The organism is Clostridium aromativorans (assembly GCF_020908015.1).
Taxonomy (GTDB): Bacteria; Bacillota; Clostridia; order Clostridiales; family Clostridiaceae; genus Clostridium_B; species Clostridium_B aromativorans.
Map to the genome: position 1 here is coordinate 1 of NZ_JAJJPB010000041.1, position 18,575 is coordinate 18,575.

An 18,575-nucleotide genomic window follows, 5' to 3' on the forward strand; every position below is an offset into this window, starting at 1 on the left:
TTCTCAATGGAACCTGGATAATTCTCGAGTTCATCCGTTGTAGTTATCTGTCCTCCATATTTTGCCCTCTCTATCAGCAAAGTGTCCATTTTAGATCTTGCTGCATAGAGACCTGCCGATAGACCTGCTGGCCCTCCTCCAATTATTATGCAATCATATATATGTTCCATCTTATACCTCCCTCATATCTATTTGTAAATGAATTTTTCTGCCATCGATGACTCTCCTTTTAAAACAAAAATGGGTATAAAGCCTCTGACTTTATACTCTGTCTCATTAACTTGACAAATTAGAAATTCCCTTTACTTATCAGTTAGTCTATACTTAAATTATAGTAAATTGGCAGACAATATTCATTGAATTATTCTGTAATCTTGATGCAATAAAACGTTTACTTTTTTTCAGCAATTGTATTTTTTTGTACTAAATGCATCTATTTATTGTACTTCATTGTGTTTAAACTTATGTTGTAGTCTATATGAAGAGGGTGTAACACCCACTATTTTTTTAAATACTTTTACAAAATATCCACAATCTTCAAAACCCAAATCTATAGAAAGATTTTTAATGGAAATATCAGAAGTTTCAAGCAGCTCTTTTGCCTTTTTCATTCTCAATTTACTTATATAGTTGGAAAAATTCTCACCGGTCATTTTTTTAAAAAGTTTGCTGAAATAGCTGGAACTAATATTACATAAAGATGCCATTTCATCTAGACTAATGCTATGATAATAGTTATTTTGAATGTATTCTAAAGCTGGCCTCAAAATTATATTGTTCTTCTGTTCTTTTATTTCAAAGCTCTTGTTATAAATTCCCTTATTAATAGTATCAATTAAACTATATACTTTATCAGGTTCTTTTCCCTGTGTTATGTTTACATTTTTCATATTTTCATCTCTACTTGTCATTGATATTATTTGACTCATTTCATTTAATTTTGTTTTTAGTAAAACTTCTTCTACATTTTTATTTCTGCTTGTCATTAATATCTCTTCATTCATCTCGTTTAATTTTATTTTTAATAGGGCTTCCTCTACTATATAGTTACTGATAAGAAATATCATATTGGCAACTGATTTAATCCTATCCAGTGAAACTACTCGAATTTTTTTATACGCTTCCTCAATTTCTTTTTTATCAAACAACTTTGCTTTTGTGAACTTATCTTCAAATATCCGTTCAAGATCTTTCTTTCGGCAATCCTCTTTAATTAAAATCTGACCACCCACCAATGCCCCTAAATATTGACCATCTACAATTACAGGTATGGCAAAAACCAATAGTCCCATATGACATATATACACATAAGGATGCTGCAGCCTGGCCGCTTCTAACCCTCCTCTTGAATCACACTTTTCACACAATTTGGAGTAAATACAGTTAGTTCTTATGATTTTACAGAAATCACTACAATTACTATGCTTCGTAACAGGCGTCCCTTTATAATCAACAGTCAGTAGGGACGTCTCCACCACTTTTGATATAGCATCTTGAATCTTTTGAAAATTATTTACATTAATTATATAGTCTAAATTGGGAAAATTACTTTTCAAATTAATTCCTCCCTTCACAAAAAATATAAGTTAATTGTGAATACACAATTATTGGTCAGCTTAAATTTTAAGCATTCAGTAGATAAGAATTATTGGATACGTTATCAAATTTTTTATTGAAATGTTGAGATTGATCAGTTTTCTAATCCTATATGAAATCTTTATAGTTTATTTCTATTCTATAATTAATTATAATACATTTAACTTATACTAGTAAACAATCTATATATAATTACTGTTATTAACTTGTGATAATGTCACCTTGATATTCATTACGAACTAAAAAAAAGGCTTATTCAACCTTTTTTTTATAACCTATATCAAGATATACCCTTGTTTTTTTCAACTCTTATATACACAAAATAAATCACCCCGAATATAATTCCCATCAGGCTAACCAACTGGGCAACTCTTATATTTCCCCACATCAAACTGTCTGTCCTCAGTCCTTCTATAAAAAACCTTCCTAGAGAATATAGCCCAATATAAGCTGATATTACAGCTCCCTTTTTATACCTTTTTCTCAATATATAAATTAAAACAACACAAACAAATAAATCCCAAATGGACTCATATAAAAATGTAGGGTGATAATATGTACCATCTATATACATTCCCCTTTGTATAAAAAGTGGAAACTTGCTTATAAATTCATAACTAACAGGACCCCCATGGGCTTCACTGTTAAAAAAATTACCCCACCTGCCTATTGCCTGGGCAAGTACTATAGATGGGGCCACAAAATCCATTATCTTTATAAAATTTAATTTTTTATATCTGCTGAATATATAGGCTGCCAGTATACCAAATATAAGCCCACCATGAATTGCAAGTCCACCCTGCCTTATATTTATCATATCAATGAGATTATCCTTATAATACGGAAATCGGAAAATAACATAATAGGCCCTGGCACCCACTATGGCAAAAGGAAAAGATACTAAAAATACATCTATCAAAACATCAAAATTATATTTTTTATACTTGCAATTTGAATTGGCCAGCAAAATAGCCGTCAGCATTCCTAATGCTATTATAATTCCATACCATCTTATTTGAAAACCATTAATGGAAAAAGCTATTGGATTCATACGTATATTACAACCTTTCCTAAAATTTAAATCTACCATACTATTTGTTTTTTAAAACATAATCCCAGCTCTTCGCTAGAATTTCTATCTTATTATAGCACAATATGCAATATCTTAAATGCTCGATATATAAAATGCTTCTAATTACCCGTAAATAGATCTTTATAATTTTTTAATAACCCTGCGGGCCTTTCCTCTTCAAACAGCTTATATCTCAAATAGTCATCTACATATATACAAAGCGGCATCAGTGTAAACCACAATAATGCACACGGTACGCATATCTGCCCATATAGATTGCCCCAGCTGCCTGAATAATTCCATACATCAAGTTTTAACCATATGTTAAGGAGTATACCGCTTACAAATTCCAATACAAGAACTATAAAAGTGCCTATAACACATTCCTGCCACATTTTCCTGGCATAGAATTTAGGGCGTTCATTAAGTCTTCCTATTAAAAAAGCACTTAAACCTCCTACTACCAGCATACTTATATGAGTCCATCCCCTCCATAGCCCTTCAAGCACCATGTATAAAGCACCCATTACAAATATTAAAATTAAATCCTTTTTTAAGTTGGAATAACTGTATCCCATATCACTTTTTACACCTCCTCTTAAGTTTTACTAACATTTTGATATACAGTAGAATTAAACCCTTATACTATAATATCCTGGCAATCTCTATTTAATTCATTCTTCTCTCTATGCAAAATACAAAATAAGCACCCTAAATGACGGATGCTTATTCTATAAAATTTACCTTCTATTTGAATAACCTACATACCAAGTTCCATTTAATATTTCATCTGAACTTATAGGATCATTCTTATCGTTTACCAAATAATGTGACTCATCAATATCATTGGTATGATAATGCATTAATGAACCACCATATTTGCAATATATATCTCTATTGAGATCATTAAATTCAGTAAGTGCATCATTGAAGCTAATTACTTTTTTAACAAGTTTCCAGCTCTTATCATTGATATTAATTCTCTGAATATCCGATACTTCTAAATATCCGTATTCTCCTACACCAAAAGCATTTCCACTTTTATCTACAAATAATAAATCAGAATTTTTCTCCAATTTTTGTATCATTTCAGATACACTATATTTAGTTTTTTCGTCTTTGTCCATCACTAATTTCCTCTCTTCGTAAATCAATAACATTGTATGTTTTATATTTATATACGATTTTTGCAAATATTTTGAAGGACATTCTATTGAGTTTTTATATTATATCACATTTTTTACTACGCAAAATAAGCACCCTATAAAACAGGTGCTTACATAACAATAATAAAGGAGATCTATTTGCGGTTGCATTTAAGTTTATCGTGCCCTGCAACCACAGGCACTAATTTACACTTATAATTATTTTTAAAGAGGACAATACTTAAGAACTACTTATTTATAAGTATATATTATACTTGTTACATTCTAATGTCACATTGATAAACTATTTGTAAACATTCAGTCCCATCTCTTTAAAGTCTCTAAAATAACCATATATTTTTCCGGAGCTAAAGTCAATAAAGTAAACACAAAGAATCGAAGCTAGGTACTTCAAAAAATTTATTTTATTTCTTTACATTGATAATATCTCCGAACTTGTTATATTCTTACTATGAGAATAATATCCATTATTAGTTATAAACATTCCATTCTTCCCAGTACAGACTGATTTTTTTCAATGCATAAAAAAATAGTTTCACTACACTCCCTCACTTTTTAAATAAACTATCCTATTTTAATTATACTAGACCATCATTATTATTCTGTCCGTTCCACCTTTGAACCTTATCATACATAATTCTAAATTGATCAAGTATTTTCATTACATGCTGACTTACCAAGTCTTCTATATTTTGTGGATTATTATAAAAAGCTGGCATTGGAGGAATTATCCTTACTCCAATTTTCGATAACTTAAGCATGTTTTCCAAATGTATGAAACTCAGTGGGGTTTCCCTTGGGCATAATATTAGTCTTCTACCTTCTTTTATCATTACCCCTGCCGTTCTTGAAATTAAATTATCATCATAACCATTGGAAATTGAACTAAGAGTTTTCATACTGCAAGGAACAATTACCATTTCATCTAAAATAAATGATCCACTGGATATTTTCGCTCCCAAATCCTTGTTATCATATACAGAGCCTGCCAAATTTTCAACATATTCTAACGAATAATTAGTTTCTAATTTTAAGTTCTTTTTAGCCCATTGACTCATAATAAGATGAACATTTGCTCCTCTGATATTTTTTAACTCCTCAAGCAATTTTACCGCATAAATACTTCCTGTAGCACCTGTAACCCCAATTGCAATCTCCACTATTTATTTCATCTCCTAAAATTAATTATTACAGAATCTTCCACCTTGATTTTTTATCCTATTTTTAACTTGACACATACTTTCTCCATCATTTTACAAGATAAATTGATAATATCTTCTATCTCTTTTTCTGTAATATTATCTATATGTATACCACAACATATTACAAAGTTACCACAATATCTATTCTTTAGCATTTCACCCAACTTTTCTGTTATAATGTACTCTTTATGTTTTCCAACTATAAATGTTTCTTTATTTATCCCTTCAACACCTATTGTTATAGAGCCAAGATGTGACTTTCCTCCCGTCAAAATTATGCACACATCTTTTCCCATTTCATATGCTACAAGTTTTAATTGTATTTTATTAAATTTTTTATTTACTTGTATCATATTCACCATATTCTTTTTTGAACATTTGTGGAACAAAACGACTAGGATCTACATCCTTAAATTTAGCTCTTTTAAAACGATCCTTCAAGTGGAATGGAACCGTACAATCAAAAATTACCTTACAGGAAATCCCCTTATTCAGAAGCAATGGATTGTATTCAATGGTCTGGGAGGGATCTAATGGATGACACCGTACACCGGGTATAAATATTGTATCCATGTCTCCTTGATAACGGGTATTTAATGCCCATAACACATCATTACTGTCAAAAGGATTTACATCTTCATCTACTATAATTACATGCTTAAGTTCAGAAAATGCCGAGAAGGCCAATAAAGCAGCTTGCCTTTGACGTCCTTCATCACTTTGCTGACTTTTTTTGAATTGCAGAATAGCCATATATTTACCACCTCCTGCTGAATGTGCATAGACATTTAATAATCGACCAGGCATAGCTTTTTCCACCATTTGTAGTATACTTGCTTCTGTGGGTATACCTGCCATATTGACATGTTCTTCACTCGGTCCAATACATGTTTGCATAATTGGATTTATACGATGGGTAACAGCCTTTACTCTAATAATAGGTACTTCATCACAAGCTGAACCTGTATAACCTGGAAATTCCGGCATGGCTTTACCTGTATGTGTGTTTTTATCTTCCCTCACACGTACACTAGGAATTAATTCTCCCTCTATAACATACTCTGCATTTGCAATTGCCTTTTCATTTATTGTTAGACATTGAACCAATTCAACTGCTTTACTTCTAATACTTCCAGCAGCACATAATTCATTATAACCAATCGGTGTAGTAGGTGGCTCAAAACATGCAGCAATTTCAACAGCAGGATCAACTCCTATACTAATAGAAATTGGCAAAGATTTTCCATCATCTTCTGCTTTTTGCTGAAAAACCCCTATATGACGAGCTCCTGGTACAAGGTACATGGAAATTTCATCTTTACCTTGTAAACATAAACGATGTATTGTAATATCCGATTTACCTGTTTCTGGATCAGAAGCATAACACATGCCCATAGTAATATATGGACCTGCATCCTCTTCTGTATTTGTTGGAGCAGGTATTAGTTTTCTTATATCAAAATCTGGCTCATTTGCATAATGTACAACCTCCTGACAAGGAGCCCTATTTTTTGAAACTATTATAGGCTCAATAGGATGGATAACTGCTTCATTTAGAAGAAAGCCAAGATGTTCCGATCTTGTATTAAGCATTAAAGCTACCCTTTCACGGCTGGCCAATACTCCAATAACAACTCTAGCATTTTCTAATCCCTTTATTTTGTTAAAAATCATTGCTGGCCCAATTTGTGTAGGACGCATTACTGTTCCACCAGCTCCCACATAGCGATAAACTCCCGATAATTCAGCATGAGGATCTACTGGCTCATTAGTTTCAATTAACTGTCCTGGTATCGATTTTAATACCTTTAGCGCGGAACGCAAATCCACTATTTTTACTTTTTCATGTTCTAAGTTCATTAAAATTACTCCTTTAATTTCATATTGATAATCTATTTTTCAGTCTTATTATAAAGCTATAAAATCAGTTATATCATATAAAGAATTTATGTTTCTTTATATGATATAACTATAACATATATTTTGTATATTTACAACAATAAGGTTTTGTTGTGAAAGAAAATATACTTGTATTATTAACCTAACTAACAATATAATATATGAAAATAATAATTGCTTGTTATATGTATAAAAGTAAATAAAAAGATATCTCTGACCTGATACCTTTCTATTTATAATCGTAAAGATTATTATTAAATCTGAAGTTTTAGATATAGTAAATTTCAAAACTTTGCTACAACTAATCAATTTATTTTAACGTTTAACACTACATATATTTTATATGACTGAAAAATAGAAATTCAACTAGGGTGTGTCTGAAAACAATATAGCAATAGCCTATTTAGACAAAATGAAGATAGAGGCAATGTAAACAAAAGCGAGAAAAGAAGAAGCAAGTTTGTCATATCGAGTTGCAATTCTTCTAAAGTGTTTGATTTTATTAAAGAAGCATTCGACTAAGTGACGTTCTTTATACAACCACCAGTCACAATCCCACGGATTCTTTGCATTGGATTTTGGTGGAATAGTATATGAGGCCTCTTTTGAAGTAATATATTCTCTGATTTCATTTGTACCATATGCCTTGTCAGCTAAAATATTGCTACCTTTTATATCAATATTGGAAAGAACATCTACAGCTTGTGTACTGTCATGTAAATTACCAGGTGATAACTTAAAATATACTGGATTACCAAGGCCGTCAACAATAGTATGAATTTTTGTAGTATGTCCACCGCGGCTTAATCCAATATGCTGTTTTGTTTCACTGTTTACAGCCCCTTTTTAGCACCAGAACTATGCTGGTGGGCTTTTATACAAGTAGAGTCAATACTGAGATTCTCATAATCTGCATTAGAATTCAACTGTTTAAAAATGGCTAACAAGGTCCCAGTATCACGCCACTTGCAAAAACGGCTGTACACAGTTTTCCATGATCCAAAACGTTCTGGCAGGTCACGCCAAGGTGCTCCGCTTTGTGCAATCCATAAGATTGCATTAAACATAATTCGATTATTTTTTGGAGGCCGTCCAGTTTTTGCAATTGGAAACAAATCCTTTATTTGCTCCCATTGTTCATCTGATATTTCATAACGCTTTTGTGCCATATTTACAACTCCCAAGTTTTTTCTTTTATTTTATCTAAAACTCGGTTTTTGTGCAATATTTAGTTTTCAGACACTCCCTAATAGAATATAAATAGTCAAATTTCTCTTAATAGTTAGTATAGTCAAATACTTAACTAAGTATTTATAACTAAAAAAGCATTACATTGCATATGAATTTTAATGGCTTCCTTTCACAACTTCATCCAAATTTTTACATAAATTTTCCAATAATTCTAAAAAATTATCATAACCAAAACTTTAAAAATCAAATATATTCAGCCATTATACCCCATTGCTTTTGAAATCTCTTCGGCTGTTTGTTTTACAGATTCAACTAGCTCATCCTTATTACGTACCATTGCTGTAGATGCACCTGAAATACTTATAGCTGCAATAACTTTTCCAGTAATATCTTTTATTGGAGCAGCATAGCATACTAGTCCAATTTCACTTTCTTCCAAATCTGCCCCATATCCCTGTACTTTAATCTTTTTCAATTCTTCAATTAATTTATCATTATCAGTAATAGTAGCATCAGTCATTTTTACTAAATTAAGGGACTTTATTTTTTCCAAATCCTTGTCAAGTCGACTTGCTAACAATACTTTACCTGTTGCAGTAACATATGACGGTAACTTTGCACCTATCTTTGATGTCATTTGAATAGCAGATTTGCTTAACTCCTTATCCATAAAAATAATATTGTAATCATCATCCAAAATTGCTAAATGGGTTGTTTGATTATGCTTATCTCTTAACTTCTGTAAAAAAGGTTTTGCTACAAAAAAATCGCCCTGTCTTTCCAATACAATTGATCCATAATGTGCAAATTTTATACCTAATCTATACTTTGCATTTGACATCTTATGCACAAATTCCTTTTTTTCTAATGTATAAAGCATTCTAAAAACACTTGCTCTTCCCATGTTCAACTTCTTACTAATTTCTGCAACTCCTAATTCCTCATATTTGCTTAATAAATCTAATATTTCCAAAGTATTTGCTACTGAACTTAATAAATACTTATCTTTATTCATTAAATCACCCTTTTCATATATTAAACCATATAAAATTCATGCTATATATAGTATAAAATATATTTTATCATTAATATCAATTTTTTTCTAAATAAATACTATAAAAGGGGTACTTTTTTAATGTATCACTAAATTCTAATTAATTATGATTGCTCCATCTTCATATTTTCACTTTAGGCATAGTTAATAAACTTTTTTGTATCAGTCACTGCAAAATTAGAATCTTCTTCAAGGAAATATTTTAAATATGAAATTAGCTATTAAAATTCTTCAATATAGAATCTTTTTCTAAATTTTCTATCAATCTTATAGTCATTCCTCACATTATAGTAGTAGTTACTTACATCCCTATCCAAGGGTGAAATACCATAATATTGCATATACACTATAGATTAATAAATCACTCCTAAAACATGGCGTTTTATTTAGAACGAGACTACATTAACCTAGTAAAAATGAATCAGTATCTTATCAGCCGTATTTAATTCAACTTTATCAAAATCATTTTTGAGCAGTGCCTTTAAATGCTCTATTTGTCATGTAATTGTCAATATTCAATTATATTTAAAATACTTTATTTCAAAAATATTATTTTAAATGTTAACTTTTAATAATTAGTTTTTCTTTTTACTTAAGTCACATATAAATAAGATTTCAAACATGCAAACTTATCTTCATATAAATATTATTTATTTTTAAAGACGTTTGATTCACATTACTTCTATATTAAAAATCAAAAGAACAGACTGAATTTCTCAAATCTGTCCTTTCCAACCATATTCGTATATTAAGTTGATTTTATAAATTTACTTATAAAATATGATAAGATTACAATTTGATTACCCCCATTGCTAACTAGGTTGAAGTATATTAATTACATTTTAATCCTTTTTGGTAAGTAAGATTGCTACACATCCAATAATGGCTGGAATTATAAATGATTCGAAAACTAATGGCATAGAGAAGTTTACCTGTACTAATATGCCAATAATTATAGGTGCTACTGCACTCCCCAAACGGGAAATTGCTGATCCCCATCCCATCGCCGTTCCACGAATTGATATAGGATAAAACTCTGGCACTATTGCAAGAGTCAAATTTTGAGCCGAGCTTACTGTAGCACCAGCTAAGAACAATAGTATATAAAATAACACCATATTAGTTTTAAAGCTCAGAAGACTAACCAAAATAGCAGATGCTATATAGACCAATGATAGAAGCGCCTTGTATCCAAGTTTATCTCCAAGTATCCCAAAAACTATTCCACCAATAATTGATCCCACAAGAAAAATACCTAGAAATGCGATGCTTGATGTCAAAGTATATCCCATAATTGTCATTAACTTAGGAAGCCATGTTGATACGCCAAAAAACAGATATAAATTACAGAAGAAAACTATCCAAATAAGAATTGTATTTCTAACATATTTCTTTTCAAATAAGCTTATTATAGAAGCTTTCTCACTGTTTAATGTGCTAACTCGGTAAACATCTTGATCTGAAAAAACAAATTGAGGATCGGCTTTAGATAAAGCTTTTTTTATATCATTCGTTTTCCCTTTTGCCACATAAAATTTCATTGATTCAGGGATATGAGAAATTATAAGGAACATAACAATTAATGATATAAATGTAGCATAATAAAACACTCTCCAACCCTGTGTGCTCAAAAATGCAACCCCTGCAAGTGAAGCAAGCAGTTGTCCAATCGGAATTCCAAGTACCACCAAACTAATTATTAAAGTCCTATTGACTTTAGGTGAATATTCTGACACAAGGCTGACGATAACTGGTGTAATGGCACCCATACCTAACCCTGCTATAAAACGGAGTACTGCAAAAATTAACGCACTGTGTATAAAACCAACTAAGCCATTAAAGACAGAATAAATAAATATCCCTATAATTATAATTTTTTTTCGTCCAATAACATCTGCTAGTGATCCAAAAAATAAAGCACCAATCATCATGCCAACCATACCCGCACTTGCTAAAAAACCTACCTGAGTTGCAGTCAAACTTAACTCTTTCATAATCAAAGGCAATGTAACCCCATAAATTCCCATGTCATAGCCATCAAATATTACTACCAAGCTAAGTAACCCCGTAATTATGAAAAAAAAGTTGTTAAATTTACTATTTTCAATGACATTATTTACATCAATATTTCGCATATTTATTCCCCTTTCAAATTTATAAATAATTAGTACTATTGTTGAACTTGTGCAGCATAGTTTTTTTATTCAGTGCATTAAAATATAAAAAGTATTATAAGATTATCTAGTATATATATTTACAAATATAGTAATAAATGGATATAAAACGTTTACTAGATACATTTAAAAAATATATATAAGTATTAAATCACTGCTCTTTCCACCTAAGGATTAAGTAATTTATTATGAAATATAACTTGCTAAAGCTACTGAAAGTAATTTATTTTTTACTGAGTCAGTCCTTGAAGTCATTATAATGGGCACACCCGCCCCTATTACTGCTGCTGCCACATCCTTATGTGCATAATACGTAAGAGCTTTTGTCAGAACATTACCTACCTGCAGGTTAGGTACTATTAAAATGTCTGCCTGCCCCGCAACTTCACTTTTAATTCCTTTATGTTTTGCCGCTTTCATCGATATTGCATTATCCAATGCAAAAGGTCCATCAATTATCGCATTTTTTATTTGACCTCTGTCACCCATTTTACTTAGTATTGCTGCTTCTACCGTATCTGGTATTGCTGAGTTTATTATTTCAAGTGCAGATATCAATGCAACTCTTGGTTTTTCATAACCAATTTTTTGTGCAAGTACTATGGCATTCTCTATAATTTGCTTTTTTTCATCCAAGTTAGGCTGTATTGCCATGGCACAATCCGAAAGTAATTGCAATCCTTCTCCAGATTCCTTATCAAACAGCGATATTTGACTCACCATTTTACCAACATTCAATCCTTTTTCCTTATTCAACACTGCTTTTAAAAATGTACCTGTATGCAGTAACCCTTTCATTATTGTATCTGCCTCACCCTTTATTACAAATTCCACTGCTTTTTCTGCAGCTTTTTTATTATCAGGCTCATCAATTATTTCACATCGTATTCTTTTTTTATTCTTAGTTGCTATTTCTTCTATTTTTTCTTTATCCCCTACAAGTATAAATTGTCCTAATTTAAGCTCTGTAGCCTTTTCAACTATTTCTAATACATCTAAATCTTCTGCTGCAGCTACGGCAATTTTTTTCTTTTCTTTTAATCCAACTTGCTCCATTAAATGATTCAGATTTTTTATCATCTTAATTCCTCCTTTAGTACTTCTTTGCTTTTTCTTCACCCTTTAAATATCTTAAGGCACTTTCAGCAAGTGATACCATTTCATTTTCTCCAGGACATAAATATACAGGTGCAATAAATTTCGTTCTTTCTTTTATCCAATTCGTAAATCTACTCAAATAAGCTAAGCCACCAGTTAATACAATAGCATCTACTTTGCCTTTAAGAACAGCTGCTGCTGCTCCTATTTCCTTTGAGACTTGAAAAGCCATTGCCTCAAATACCTCTAAAGCATATTCATCTCCGTTTTTAATTCTTTTTTCAACTTCCAGGCCACTGTTTGTCCCAAGATAGGACATAAGTCCTCCATTTCCTTTTATTTTTTTAATCATCTCTTTTTCAGTGTATTTTCCTGAAAAACACATTCTAATTAGATCACCTGCTGGAAGAGTTCCTGCTCTTTCTGGTGAAAATGACCCATCTCCGTCTAAAGCATTGTTAAAATCAATCATGCGTCCTTTTTCATGAGCTCCTACCGAAATGCCTCCACCCAGGTGTGCAATAATCAGATTCATATCATCATATTTTTTTCCAAGTTCATTAGCTATTTTCCTTGCCGTTCTTTTTTGATTAAGTGCATGTCCACTACTAATTCTTGTAATCTCTTTTATACCTGAATATTTTGCCAGACTACACAACTCATCTGTTACAGGAGGATCTGCTGTTATTACAGGTATCCCATATGTTTTACCAAGCTCAAATGCTATAATGTTACCAACGCCTGATGGATGTACTCCATATTTTTCACTGCGTATATCTACCAACATTTTTTCATTCACCAGATAAGTTCCGCTAGGAACTGGTTTTACATTTCCTCCTCTACAAGCTATGCAGTTGAAATCCTTTAAATTATATCCATTTTCTTTTAGGGCGCGTAGTATTTTTTCTTTTCTAAAATCGTTTTGTTCCCATATATCATGAAATCTAGAGAGTTCATCTTGTGAATGTTTAATGGATACTTTAAACTTTTCTTCTAAATCATTATAAACGGCAATTTTCGTAGATGTAGAACCTAAATTTATTATTAACATTTTATATTTCATACTTAACCTACCCTTCAGCAACCAAACACATTTTGTAGTTGGGAGCCACTGCTTTTACAGCACTCCCGACTTGGTTATTTTTCAGTTATGCCATGAATTCTAATTTTCTAATATATTTGTTATAATATTCAACAATATATCTTTGAAGTTCTTCCTTTTGCTTTATCGTTAAACCTTTAAATCTTCCCTGAGGTTCAATATAAGTCTCTATAGGAGCTAATTTTTTAGGCTTATAATTTATTGTAACTTTTCCATTTTCATATTCATATAAGACCCAGCAGCCCGTTTGCACAGCCGCTCTTGCCATCTCTATTGTTTTAGCAGGTTTATATCTCCAACCTGTAGGACATGGTGCATGTACATGTATTAAAGACATCGCATCTGTTTCCTTTGCTTTCTTTACTTTTTTCTTTAAATCTGTCAAATTACAAACTGAAGCTGTTGCTGCATAAGAAATGTCATGTGCAATTGCTATTTGTACTAGATCTTTTCTTCCTGTTGGTTTTCCTGCTGGTGTGGTTGTTGTACTTGCAAGATATGGTGTAGAACTACTGGCCTGTATACCTGTATTCATATATGCTTCATTATCATAACATATATAAAGTATTCTATCTCTTCTCTCCATAGCACCAGATAATGACTGCAGGCCTATATCTACTGTCCCACCATCACCCGCAAATCCAACAACCGTGGTATGTATGTTTCCCATTGCATTTAATGCAGCTCTTACTCCTACTGCACCTGCCGCAGTATTTTCTAAGTTACCCTGATATCCCGGTATTCTTATTGCTGTCTCTTTTCCGTAGCCTGAGAATGATGCTGCACATCCTGGAGGTATTATAATTATTGTATCTTCTCCTAGTACATCCAAAATATTTCTCATAACCAATTCCATACCACAGCCTGCACATGCACTCATTCCGTGGGGTACAAACCCCCTTGAATTATGCTTAATATCTAACATCTTTTTTCCACCTGCCTTATATTCATAGCATTTTCCTTAACATCTATCCACTCCGTATGTCTTTCTCTTTTCCCTTCTTTTATTTCTAAAAGTTCATTGAATATCTTTTCTATAGTATCTGTCGAAACGTCTCTTCCCCCAAGTCCACCTATATAATGTCTTATATCACAATTAACTTTTTTCATTGCACTACAGGTTTCATTCCAAACTGGCCCACCTTGGCTTCCTAATCCAGCACTTCTATCAAATACTCCAACTACTTTTTTTCCTGACAAAATCCTTTTCAACTGTTTTGCCGGAAATGGCCTAAATACCACTATCTTTGCCAACCCAACTTTTTTACCCTGATTTCTTAATTTATTTACTACATACTTAGCAGTACCACACATTGAACCTAAAGCTACTAAAACTACCTCTGCATCCTCTGTTTTATATCCTTCTACAATTGATAATTTTCTCCCAAACTTCTCTTCAAATTCTCTTTGTACTTTTCTTATAACTTCAAACGCATTATCCATCGCTGTTTTTTGCTGATATCTCATTTCTGTAAACTCATCAGATCCTGTTAAATTACATACAAACATTGGATCTTTAGGATCTAAATATAAATTTTTAGCTTCATACGGGCCTATAAATTCATCCACTAATTTTTCATCTGGCACATCAATTTTTTGCATTGAGTGAGACAGAAAAAACCCATCCAAACATACCATTGCTGGCGTTAATACATTTTCATTTTCGGCAACCTTGTATGCCATCAACATTATGTCGAAAACTTCCTGGACATTTTGGCAATAAAACTGCATCCATCCAGAATCTCTTTCCGCCATTGCATCTCCATGTTCTGCCCATAATGTCCATGGCGCTGCAAGCCCCCTATTTACCACTGGCATTACAAGTGGAATTCTTATTCCTGATGTCATTCCCATTACTTCATGCATCAGCGCTAATCCTTGCGATGCTGTAGCTGTAGCTGCCCTTACTCCTGTTAACTGAGCCGTTGTTGCAACAGTTAGAGCTGTATGTTCTGATTCAACACGAACATATTCTGCCTTTAATTCCCCTAATGCTACAAGTTCCGATAATTTTTCCGCTATTGTACTTTGGGGCGTTATTGGATATGCAGACACTACTTTAACTTTTGCCATCTTTATTGCCTCAACTACTGCTCCATTTCCATCTAACATTTTATAAGCCATTAACCCTCACTCCTTTCCGGTATCATGCTAATACATTTTTTAGGACATTCATTTGCACAAATTCCACAGCCTTTACAATAATTAAAATCAATCTGAACACATTCAGCCTGATCTTTTTTAACATCTATTACATTTGCTGGACAATATTTTTCACAAGTTCCACACTTTACACATGCTTTAAAGTCAACCCTTGGTCTTTCCAATCTCCAGCTGCCAGTATTTGCAGCCGCATATATATAAGCAACTGGTCCATAAACTCTACATCTTTTTAATTTTTTCATAAGCGTTTCTTGCTGCTTTTGCATTTTTATCACCTGCTTTCTCACCAAATGTTGTTCTAATAGCCTTTTCTACTGATTCAATTTTAACTATTCCTATTGCTGCCAACGCACCCAACATAGATCCATTAGGAATAGCTCGTCCAATGTTTTCCATAGCTATCTTAGTTGCATCAACATAATATACTTCTTTAAAATTATATTTCTTATAAACATTTAATACGTTTTCTTCCTCAGTATTTAATACTAATATACTATTTTCATGTATACCTTCAGAAATATCAATGCTTTTATCAATAATTGTATGGTCTGCTACCAATACAATATCAGGTTCATAAACAAAAGAGTTCAATAATACGGGCTCATCATCTACTATAATGCTTGTATTAACAGGTGCACCTCTTCTTTCATGTCCATAAGCTGGAACTGTAATAGCATATTTACCTTCATGTAAGGATACGGCCTCTGATAGCATTTTTGCTGCAGTTACTATACCCTGTCCTCCTAATCCATAAAACTTTAGTCTGATCATTTTCCTATTCCTTCCTTTCATATATACATTAAAGTGAAATTATAAATAAAACGAAATTAAATATAATCATAATAATTTATAAAAAATATTATTAGATGATAGTTGTACAACTATTAGCACACAACTTTATTTATATTTTGTTTCTCTATAGTATGTCGCGTTTCTCTATGTATATAATATTACTCTTTTAAGGTTCATTTGTAAATAGATTTAAGAAAAAAATCCTCTATATTAATCTATGTTTAATATAGAGGAACGATTTAATAAAATTATTACTTTTCTAAGTACTATTGAAAATATATAATTCATATTTTTATAAATATATGAATTTAGCAAATGATCCTTGTATATTTAATTGTCGGATACCAGGTTCTTGAAATTTGTAGTAGAACTAAGTCATCAACATTAACCCACGTAAATAAAAAAATGCAAAAACGGGCCACGGATAGCATATCAAAACTAATTCAGGGATGATTACGGTGGCAAATGGGTGGCAAAATGAAAAACACCAAGCATAAAGCTCAGTGTTTTCAGGCGGTAAGTAAATCTATAAGCCGAGTTCTGTATTAGACAATCATCTATCTAGGCCCATTGTTACCAATGGGCTCAAGCGATACTACCCGAAAGCAAAGCGGGCCACTTTTTTGTACTTTCCTATTCGATCTTGCTTCAGGTGGGGTTTACACAGCCGCAGAGTCACCCCTGCGCTGGTGAGCTCTTACCTCGCCTTTCCATCCTTACTGCATGACAAATTGTCATATTCTGCTGCCTGCAGTGGTATATTTCTGTTGCACTTTCCTTCAGGTCACCCTGACTGGGCATTACCCAGCACCCTGCCCTGTGAAGCTCGGACTTTCCTCTCCTATAATACTATAGCAGCGATTGTCTGATTTACTTACGTTCTTGATAATATCACAGTTGATATCATATTACAATAGCAATTTCAAAATTTCATTTTATACCATGGATATCACTGCCATCACAAAATTAAACCAATATGTTGAAAATAATATCTGCCATTTTTACATTTCCATCAATGTTTAAATGAAGCCCGTCAATATAGTACTCCTCTTGACCCTCTCCGTTGCTTCCAGTAAAAGGAGAATAAAGATCTACTACCTGTATGCTATAATTTTGGGAAAATTTCACCACCTTATCATTCAATACTTTTAAATTTTTGTTTATGTTACTGAAATCAGACATAAAGCCCCAATTTTTCCTAGCCAGTTCAGTGCAAATCGGCACTGATAATCCAAATACAGGCGTTATACAATTTTGCATAAGTTGAAAAGCTATAGTTGCCAGATTTGATATAACTTGCCTTATATCCAAATTCCAGACAAGATCATTGGTTCCCCCCATAATCACAGCATGCGTTGGCCTACTCAGAATAACATCGTTATACAGCCTGGACAGCATACCCGCTGAAGTATCTCCCGATACACCCTTGTTTATGACTTCAACTCCAAGCTTTCTTCCAAGAACATTTGTCCAGACCTCATTTCTCTTAAGTCCGTATCCATAGGTCAGGCTATCTCCAATACAAATTACTTTCAATTTTATCACCTCTAATAAATAATTCTAAGCCTTAATAAAAAATTATTAAAGCTTAGAATTATTCCAAATCAGTTTGATTTTAATTTACAGAATTAAGGGTCCTGTTTTGGGAAGCCAGTGCAGCTTCCTTGAAAGCTTCACCTATAGTCGGGTGGGCGTGCACAGTAGTAATTATTTCGTCTACAGTAGCTTCAAGCCTCAGTGCAAGTGCAGCTTCCCCTATGAGATCCGTGGCCCTGGGTGCCATGATGTGAACGCCAATGATTTCTTCTGTTTTTCTATCCGAGATTATCTTTACCATTCCATCCGTCTCCTTAGATATCACGGCTTTCCCATTGGCACCCATGGGGAAAATACCTACTTTGTAGTCAATTCCTTTTTCTTCGGCCTGTTCTTCAGTATACCCTACGGCAGCTATCTCAGGTTTTGTATATACACAGGAGGGCACGGTCTTGTAATCCATCTTTGCATTCTGACCCGATATATTTTCTGCAGCCACCACACCCTGTTCGGAAGCAACATGGGCGAGC

Annotated in this window: 18 protein-coding genes, 1 other RNA gene and 1 pseudogene; all 20 read right to left on the bottom strand. The window is 32.6% G+C overall.

Annotation, left to right across the window (positions count from 1 at the left end):
• On the bottom strand, positions 1 to 170 hold a 170-nt coding region (locus LN736_RS17605), incomplete at its 3' end, for an NAD(P)/FAD-dependent oxidoreductase (protein WP_229982116.1).
• A gap of 267 nt (positions 171 to 437) precedes the next feature.
• Positions 438 to 1,556 carry a PocR ligand-binding domain-containing protein gene (locus tag LN736_RS17610; RefSeq protein WP_229982102.1) on the bottom strand — a complete coding sequence of 373 codons (1,119 nt, stop codon included), beginning with the start codon at positions 1,554 to 1,556 and terminating at the stop codon, positions 438 to 440.
• A gap of 320 nt (positions 1,557 to 1,876) precedes the next feature.
• Complete coding sequence (gene lgt, locus LN736_RS17615; RefSeq protein ID WP_229982103.1) at positions 1,877 to 2,647, bottom strand: prolipoprotein diacylglyceryl transferase; 771 nt, start codon at positions 2,645 to 2,647, stop codon at positions 1,877 to 1,879.
• 140 nt (positions 2,648 to 2,787) lie between these two features.
• Complete coding sequence (locus LN736_RS17620; RefSeq protein WP_150358920.1) at positions 2,788 to 3,246, bottom strand: putative ABC transporter permease; 459 nt, start codon at positions 3,244 to 3,246, stop codon at positions 2,788 to 2,790.
• A gap of 162 nt (positions 3,247 to 3,408) precedes the next feature.
• A complete protein-coding gene (locus tag LN736_RS17625; RefSeq protein WP_150358921.1) occupies positions 3,409 to 3,795 on the bottom strand; it encodes a hypothetical protein in 387 nt (128 codons plus the stop codon).
• Positions 3,796 to 4,412: 617 nt separating this feature from the next.
• On the bottom strand, positions 4,413 to 4,994 hold the full coding sequence (locus LN736_RS17630) for a UbiX family flavin prenyltransferase (RefSeq protein WP_229982104.1): 582 nt from the start codon (positions 4,992 to 4,994) through the stop codon (positions 4,413 to 4,415).
• A 53-nt stretch (positions 4,995 to 5,047) separates the two neighbouring features.
• Complete coding sequence (lpdD, locus tag LN736_RS17635) at positions 5,048 to 5,389, bottom strand: prenylated flavin chaperone LpdD (RefSeq protein ID WP_229982105.1); 342 nt, start codon at positions 5,387 to 5,389, stop codon at positions 5,048 to 5,050.
• Positions 5,373 to 6,896, bottom strand: coding sequence for a UbiD family decarboxylase (locus LN736_RS17640; RefSeq protein WP_229982106.1), 1,524 nt, complete (start codon positions 6,894 to 6,896; stop codon positions 5,373 to 5,375). The genes lpdD and LN736_RS17640 overlap by 17 nt, the downstream gene beginning before the upstream one ends.
• A 438-nt stretch (positions 6,897 to 7,334) precedes the next feature.
• Positions 7,335 to 8,104, bottom strand: a protein-coding gene (locus tag LN736_RS17645) for an IS5 family transposase (RefSeq protein ID WP_407647200.1) whose coding sequence is annotated in 2 segments (ribosomal slippage) — positions 7,335 to 7,777 and positions 7,777 to 8,104 — 771 coding nt in all. Because the reading frame shifts where the segments join, the coding sequence is not laid out codon by codon here.
• 275 nt (positions 8,105 to 8,379) lie between these two features.
• Positions 8,380 to 9,141 (bottom strand): IclR family transcriptional regulator, encoded by a 762-nt coding sequence (locus tag LN736_RS17650; RefSeq protein WP_229982107.1) that lies wholly within the window; start codon positions 9,139 to 9,141, stop codon positions 8,380 to 8,382.
• 881 nt (positions 9,142 to 10,022) lie between these two features.
• A complete protein-coding gene (locus LN736_RS17655) occupies positions 10,023 to 11,315 on the bottom strand; it encodes an MFS transporter (protein WP_229982108.1) in 1,293 nt (430 codons plus the stop codon).
• Between the two features lie 225 nt (positions 11,316 to 11,540).
• The gene (locus LN736_RS17660; protein ID WP_229982109.1) at positions 11,541 to 12,434 is read right to left on the bottom strand and encodes a bifunctional enoyl-CoA hydratase/phosphate acetyltransferase; all 894 of its coding nucleotides are present in this window, start codon (positions 12,432 to 12,434) and stop codon (positions 11,541 to 11,543) included.
• Between the two features lie 13 nt (positions 12,435 to 12,447).
• Positions 12,448 to 13,515, bottom strand: a complete 1,068-nt coding sequence (gene buk / locus LN736_RS17665; protein WP_229982110.1) for a butyrate kinase — start codon at positions 13,513 to 13,515, stop codon at positions 12,448 to 12,450.
• 85 nt (positions 13,516 to 13,600) lie between these two features.
• Entirely contained in the window at positions 13,601 to 14,479 is an 879-nt protein-coding gene (locus tag LN736_RS17670; protein ID WP_229982111.1) for a thiamine pyrophosphate-dependent enzyme, read from the bottom strand.
• Positions 14,473 to 15,678, bottom strand: a complete 1,206-nt coding sequence (gene porA, locus LN736_RS17675) for a pyruvate ferredoxin oxidoreductase (RefSeq protein WP_229982112.1) — start codon at positions 15,676 to 15,678, stop codon at positions 14,473 to 14,475. Before porA ends, LN736_RS17670 begins: the two co-directional genes overlap by 7 nt.
• Entirely contained in the window at positions 15,678 to 15,983 is a 306-nt protein-coding gene (locus LN736_RS17680) for a 4Fe-4S binding protein (protein WP_229982113.1), read from the bottom strand. The genes porA and LN736_RS17680 overlap by 1 nt, the downstream gene beginning before the upstream one ends.
• Positions 15,937 to 16,488, bottom strand: a complete 552-nt coding sequence (locus LN736_RS17685) for a 2-oxoacid:acceptor oxidoreductase family protein (protein WP_229982114.1) — start codon at positions 16,486 to 16,488, stop codon at positions 15,937 to 15,939. The genes LN736_RS17680 and LN736_RS17685 overlap by 47 nt, the downstream gene beginning before the upstream one ends.
• Before the next feature lie 534 nt (positions 16,489 to 17,022).
• Positions 17,023 to 17,386: RNase P RNA component class A (gene rnpB / locus LN736_RS17690), an RNA gene on the bottom strand.
• A gap of 89 nt (positions 17,387 to 17,475) precedes the next feature.
• Positions 17,476 to 18,054: a GDSL-type esterase/lipase family protein gene (locus LN736_RS17695; RefSeq protein ID WP_229982115.1), complete on the bottom strand. Its 579-nt coding sequence runs from the start codon at positions 18,052 to 18,054 to the stop codon at positions 17,476 to 17,478.
• 70 nt (positions 18,055 to 18,124) lie between these two features.
• Positions 18,125 to 18,575, bottom strand: a pseudogene (locus tag LN736_RS17700) (dihydrolipoyl dehydrogenase); the annotation flags it as partial.

Excerpts from the sequence above, each read along its gene's own strand:
- lgt (WP_229982103.1), bottom strand. The coding sequence starts at position 2,647 with ATGAATCCAATAGCTTTTTCCATTAATGGTTTTCAAATAAGATGGTAT.
- LN736_RS17620 (WP_150358920.1), bottom strand. The coding sequence starts at position 3,246 with ATGGGATACAGTTATTCCAACTTAAAAAAGGATTTAATTTTAATATTT.
- LN736_RS17625 (WP_150358921.1), bottom strand. The coding sequence starts at position 3,795 with ATGGACAAAGACGAAAAAACTAAATATAGTGTATCTGAAATGATACAA.
- lpdD (WP_229982105.1), bottom strand. The coding sequence starts at position 5,389 with ATGATACAAGTAAATAAAAAATTTAATAAAATACAATTAAAACTTGTA.
- LN736_RS17640 (WP_229982106.1), bottom strand. The coding sequence starts at position 6,896 with ATGAACTTAGAACATGAAAAAGTAAAAATAGTGGATTTGCGTTCCGCG.
- LN736_RS17650 (WP_229982107.1), bottom strand. The coding sequence starts at position 9,141 with ATGAATAAAGATAAGTATTTATTAAGTTCAGTAGCAAATACTTTGGAA.
- LN736_RS17655 (WP_229982108.1), bottom strand. The coding sequence starts at position 11,315 with ATGCGAAATATTGATGTAAATAATGTCATTGAAAATAGTAAATTTAAC.
- LN736_RS17660 (WP_229982109.1), bottom strand. The coding sequence starts at position 12,434 with ATGATAAAAAATCTGAATCATTTAATGGAGCAAGTTGGATTAAAAGAA.
- buk (WP_229982110.1), bottom strand. The coding sequence starts at position 13,515 with ATGAAATATAAAATGTTAATAATAAATTTAGGTTCTACATCTACGAAA.
- LN736_RS17670 (WP_229982111.1), bottom strand. The coding sequence starts at position 14,479 with ATGTTAGATATTAAGCATAATTCAAGGGGGTTTGTACCCCACGGAATG.
- porA (WP_229982112.1), bottom strand. The coding sequence starts at position 15,678 with ATGGCTTATAAAATGTTAGATGGAAATGGAGCAGTAGTTGAGGCAATA.
- LN736_RS17680 (WP_229982113.1), bottom strand. The coding sequence starts at position 15,983 with ATGCAAAAGCAGCAAGAAACGCTTATGAAAAAATTAAAAAGATGTAGA.
- LN736_RS17685 (WP_229982114.1), bottom strand. The coding sequence starts at position 16,488 with ATGATCAGACTAAAGTTTTATGGATTAGGAGGACAGGGTATAGTAACT.